At 33.3% G+C, this 4,708-nt stretch carries 4 protein-coding genes and 1 pseudogene; 1 reads left to right on the forward strand and 4 read right to left on the reverse strand.

The window, feature by feature from the left end; translation table 11 throughout:
• Positions 1 to 644 precede the first annotated feature (644 nt).
• On the reverse strand, positions 645 to 1,790 hold the full coding sequence (locus Cyrtocomes_RS05295) for a DNA recombination protein RmuC (RefSeq protein ID WP_322498150.1): 1,146 nt from the start codon (positions 1,788 to 1,790) through the stop codon (positions 645 to 647).
• Positions 1,791 to 2,052: 262 nt separating this feature from the next.
• Here Cyrtocomes_RS05295 and Cyrtocomes_RS06210 point away from each other — a divergent pair.
• Positions 2,053 to 2,178: pseudogene (locus Cyrtocomes_RS06210) on the forward strand (IS1/IS1595 family N-terminal zinc-binding domain-containing protein); the annotation flags it as partial.
• A gap of 58 nt (positions 2,179 to 2,236) precedes the next feature.
• Here Cyrtocomes_RS06210 and Cyrtocomes_RS05300 read toward each other — a convergent pair.
• From Cyrtocomes_RS05300 to Cyrtocomes_RS05310, 3 genes are all read right to left on the reverse strand, one after another.
• Positions 2,237 to 2,512, reverse strand: a complete 276-nt coding sequence (locus tag Cyrtocomes_RS05300) for an IS630 transposase-related protein (RefSeq protein ID WP_322498151.1) — start codon at positions 2,510 to 2,512, stop codon at positions 2,237 to 2,239.
• Positions 2,513 to 3,007: 495 nt separating this feature from the next.
• The gene (locus tag Cyrtocomes_RS05305; RefSeq protein WP_322498152.1) at positions 3,008 to 3,424 is read right to left on the reverse strand and encodes a TraR/DksA C4-type zinc finger protein; all 417 of its coding nucleotides are present in this window, start codon (positions 3,422 to 3,424) and stop codon (positions 3,008 to 3,010) included.
• Positions 3,425 to 4,393: 969 nt separating this feature from the next.
• Entirely contained in the window at positions 4,394 to 4,645 is a 252-nt protein-coding gene (locus tag Cyrtocomes_RS05310; RefSeq protein ID WP_322498153.1) for a transposase, read from the reverse strand.
• Positions 4,646 to 4,708 lie beyond the last annotated feature (63 nt).

Consider the following 4,708-nt stretch of genomic DNA (forward strand, 5'->3'; position numbering starts at 1 on the left):
AATCGACGCTTAGCATTACGATTTGAGAAATCCGATCTCTCTTTCCTTGCCTTTATAGCTTTAGCATCTATTAAATACAACCTTTGTTAACAGTGCCTAATACTAAATATATACGGATTTTGAACAAGTAGATAACTATCACGATATACGGCTAGCAACCCGTTACAAAACAAACTAGTTGATGGATAACTTAGCTATCCATACAGCCACTAAATGAGCAGGGATTAAAAACTAGCAAAAACTCGAGATATGAAAATAAATAGATAGTAGCGTAGAGAAACGGCTATAAAACAAAGCTACTTACTTTGCCACCTAGTAATATCTCGCTGCCAATACAAATGGTATGAAAACTTATAATCTAGAATTGATATAAAAGGTGCGGCAAAAAAACTATTCATCATAAAAATAACCATCATCAGAGAGATTGGGATAAGCGCACATCTGAAATATGTGGTCATAAGAGCATAGGATTCCATACATCACATCTTAAAATACGACACGTGGCTACAACCATAAGGCGCCAACCTAATATAATAGAATCTGGCTAGAATGTCACTAGGGCATTTTCACACAAAAGAAATATTTTTATAATTTATTACACACTTGTTGTTTTTTTATTAAAAAACAACCTATCCGCCTGATTTTTATTCAATCAATAAATCGTCATCTTCCATATCTATTTTTTCTGTTTTAGAGAGCTTCCTTTGTATTGTTCTTGTTTTTGCCTCGGCATCACCTATAGCCTTACTTGCTTGCTCTAATTTCCCCCTTGTTTTATTTAATAACTCTGCAAATTTTACAAATTCTGGCTTTATGGATTCTAATACCTTCCAAACCTCGCTTGATCTTTTTTCTATTGCAATCGCCCTAAACCCCATCTGAAGACTATTTACCATAGCCGCAAATGTAGTAGGGCTTGTTATTACAATTCTATAATCTCGTTGCAGAACCTCTATAAGGCCGCTGATCCTTAAAACCTCTGCATACATTCCCTCGATGGGTAAAAACATAATAGCAAAATCAGTTGTATGTGGCGGATTTATATATTTATCACTAATCAACTTAGCGCACTTTTTTAAGCTATTTTCAATCAATTTTTTATGATACTCTGCACCATCTATATCACCCTGCATTTGAGAATCTATAAACCTTTGGTAATCCTCCAATGGAAATTTAGAATCAATAGGGAGCCAAACATTTTCATCTTTACCTGGTAGCTTTATAGCAAACTCAACCCTATCTTGCGAATCTGGCTTTGTCTGTACGTTTATCGCATACTGTTCAGGTAATAAAATTTCATCTAATATTGCAGCTAGCTGCACTTCTCCCCATATACCTCTTGTTTTGACATTAGATAAAACATTTTTTAAATCACCAACACTAGAAGCAATCAATTTCATTTCACCTAAGCCTTTATATACCATCTCCAATCGCTCACTTACTATTTGAAATGAATCACCGAGCCTTTTTTCTAATGTACTTTGGAGCTTTTCCTCAACAGTTACCCTAATTTGCTCAAGCTTTTTTTCATTATTTTCCCTGATTTGATGGAGCGATTCTTGAATAAATTTTTTTGTATATTCCATTTTACTCTCATTTGCATGCGATGCCTGCGCAAGTTGGTTTTGCATAAGATCCAATTGCGATTTTTGAGAAAGGATCATAGATTGAAACTGCTGCTGTAGTATATTTTGGAGATTATGAATTTTTTCAGATATTATAATAGTTTCTCTAGCTTCTTTCTCATACCGCTCGTTATTCTTTAAGTTTATCTCTGATAAGGCTTGCATGAGCCTATTAGATCGTACAACTGTTGAGAGCCAAAAAACCAGTATCAATATGCATATTACCACTATAGCAATGATCACGCCGCTCAAGAAATGAGAAATTAAATTAGTTGATAGCAAAATTCACATAGAAACGCTATATCGAATTGAGCAAAAAAATAGGCATCGCCTAAAAGCAGTTGGCAGATTATAAACGAATGTAGTAGTATATTTGATAAAGAAACGTTTTATAGAGGAGAAGATGTTATAAAGATGGAAGAAGAAGTGTAAATCTGTTGATATGGTTAAGAACGGAGCACAAGATGGAGTACAAAGATACAAATGCTGCAGAAGTGTCTCTCGAGGAAAAGAAGCTAAGTATAGTGCGAAGTTCAAGCTGGAAAGCGATTAACTCGATTGGTATCAGAGCGATGGTAAAAAGGTGCATAATTCAGTGATATCGGTTTGGATTAAGCAAGTAGGAAAAGTAGTAAAATTTTATATGTTACTGACAATAGTTTCATCGCGTAAGCAATACTAGACTTGCTTACACATAACCTTTTTGCTCGTTCGTATCCATACGAATCCGGATATTTTCTAATATCTTCCATTAAAGCCTCTTTATTGATTTTTGGCTTATTTCTATTCGCTTTAGGCATTATTTCCTTCTTCCATCTGCTTAATGTTCTCATTGACAGATTTTTCCATACTTCTTCATACTTCATACCAGATTCATGCAGCTTCATTATTTTTTTCTAAATTGTATTGGATAGGTCATTAGCTATTTTGATTGATGATTTATATACACTAAACATTATGCCATTTTATAGCGCTTTAGATATATTGATTACCTATGCACAGATGCTTATGATATTTATAGTAAATATCATATAAGTAAAAGGCATAAATCTGCTTAGTTGAGGCAAAAAATTCTTCATACAGAGATAATTTAGCAAGATTAAACCGAAAAACTAAAAAGTACTCCAAATCTATTGTTATGCTTTCTGTATACATCTCTCTCTTCTTTAAGGTCTTTAGGTACCTTATCAATTACTTTTTAGGCAATGCCCAAAAACAACCCACAGCTGGATGTTTTATAGTAAAAGAATTATCAATGAGTAGCATATTAGAGATTTTAGCATTAGGTGCAGTATGATAACAAAATATCAACTCATGGAGCAATATGCCTGATAAAATCTAGATGTAATCTCTATAATTAGATTTAAAATTAGTTATGATTTTTAAGATTCATCATTATGATTCTTTTCAAACGCCTCATGCTCTTCTTGCTCATCTATGCAAAAAAGAGCTATTGGTCTTGCTTCTAGCCTTTTTAAGCCAATGGGTTTGTTTGTAATAACACAATAGCCAAAAGCCTTTTTTCTTATTCTCTCTAATGCCTCATCTATCTTAAGTATTAATTTTTTACATCTTTCTTGTGTTCTGAGCTCTAAGCCTATGTATAGCGCTTCTGAAGCGCAATCAGCTAAATCAAGACCACTATTTGAATGGCTCTCCTTAAGCAGCGTAGAGGCCCTATTTATTTCTTCTTGCAATTCCTGCCTCCATTGTAAGAGTCTTTGTTTGAAATATTCAAGATGGAGAGAGTTCATATATTGCTCGTTCTCCGAAGGCTTATAATCTTTACGCACCATCATAACATTGTTATTATATTAACCACCCTGCATTGTGTTTTGCAAAAGCACTGCATAAATTTATATACTCCATTCAATTTAATTGTGCAATAACAAGATTATTGTACATAGAATATCATATTGATTTTTATATCAAATATCTTAAACGAGCATTATTCTCTTGTTATTTGTTTTGCGCATTATAATCTTGCGCAACCCTAGATTTATTAAGTTTTTGTATCATATATAGCCTCAATAATTATAACATAACATTATTACAAAAAGGTAAATATGCCTCTTTTATAAAGATTTTATTGTATTTGCTATAGCTTTCCATCTATGATAATACTTGTCCACAATATTATATAAGGCTATTATTTTAGTCATTTTTTATTAAATTTCTTTCTACTAAATTTTAAGCTGTGTATTGACATAAGACTTAAACAACTTACAATAGTGGAAGTGCTTAATGTGTTCTTAATATGCTATTTTGATGGATGGTGATGCGGCGCGTTTGCTTTCTTAACTCACACGCAAACCTTCCCACTTTCTCGCGAGCGCGCCGCATCACCATCTGGGCATCTATAGAGAGCACATGAAATGGATAATATTAATGAGCTAAAAATATCTCGGCTCATTAATGATTTTGAATTTGCAATAGTTTAACCAAAGCTTTTATGAACATTCAAACAGATAGTTGATTTTTATCGGCCTTGAAAATATTTAATATTCCGAATAATGATTACACAGTCTATATGATCATCATATACTTGAGGTATTACATATTATTATTACTTGCTATGATCTTATCTAGAGTATCAAGAGAACACGCATTACCAATCTATTACTTAAATCAACCGGATATTCGTGCTAAACAAACACCTCTTGCAAACATTACAATGCGCAGTAAAAATTTATCAATAAACATTCTGCACCTTTATGAACCTATAACAACAACATCGTGTTATATATAGCTAATCCGGTATAAAAGAGTCACGATAAATAGTCATTGAAAAGTTGATTGATAGAGTAATTAGTGGATCTACGAATTTGCTTAGCCTGAGCCCACTTTTTCTCGATTGGATTGAGATCCGGTGAATACGGAGGTAAGTAAAGCAAAATATGGCCAGCATCTTGAATGATTTGTTGCATATCCTTATGAAAGGCTGCATTATCCATGACAATGACGCTTTTTTCTGGAAGATTAGGGAGTAAAATCTTATCCACTAAAGCAAGTGAACGCATCTGTATTAACTGAGCCATTCAGTAATCCGATAGCTATTAAAGTACTGCCAATCAATGCGCCAA

This window comes from Candidatus Cyrtobacter comes (assembly GCF_034470605.1).
Classification (GTDB): Bacteria; Pseudomonadota; Alphaproteobacteria; order Rickettsiales; family Midichloriaceae; genus Cyrtobacter; species Cyrtobacter comes.

What these genes read in the sequence shown, in the direction of transcription:
- Cyrtocomes_RS05300 (WP_322498151.1), bottom strand. Translation starts at nt 2,512, where the DNA reads ATGAAGCTGCATGAATCTGGTATGAAGTATGAAGAAGTATGGAAAAAT.
- Cyrtocomes_RS05295 (WP_322498150.1), bottom strand. Translation starts at nt 1,790, where the DNA reads ATGCAAGCCTTATCAGAGATAAACTTAAAGAATAACGAGCGGTATGAG.
- Cyrtocomes_RS05305 (WP_322498152.1), bottom strand. Translation starts at nt 3,424, where the DNA reads ATGATGGTGCGTAAAGATTATAAGCCTTCGGAGAACGAGCAATATATG.
- Cyrtocomes_RS05310 (WP_322498153.1), bottom strand. Translation starts at nt 4,645, where the DNA reads ATGCGTTCACTTGCTTTAGTGGATAAGATTTTACTCCCTAATCTTCCA.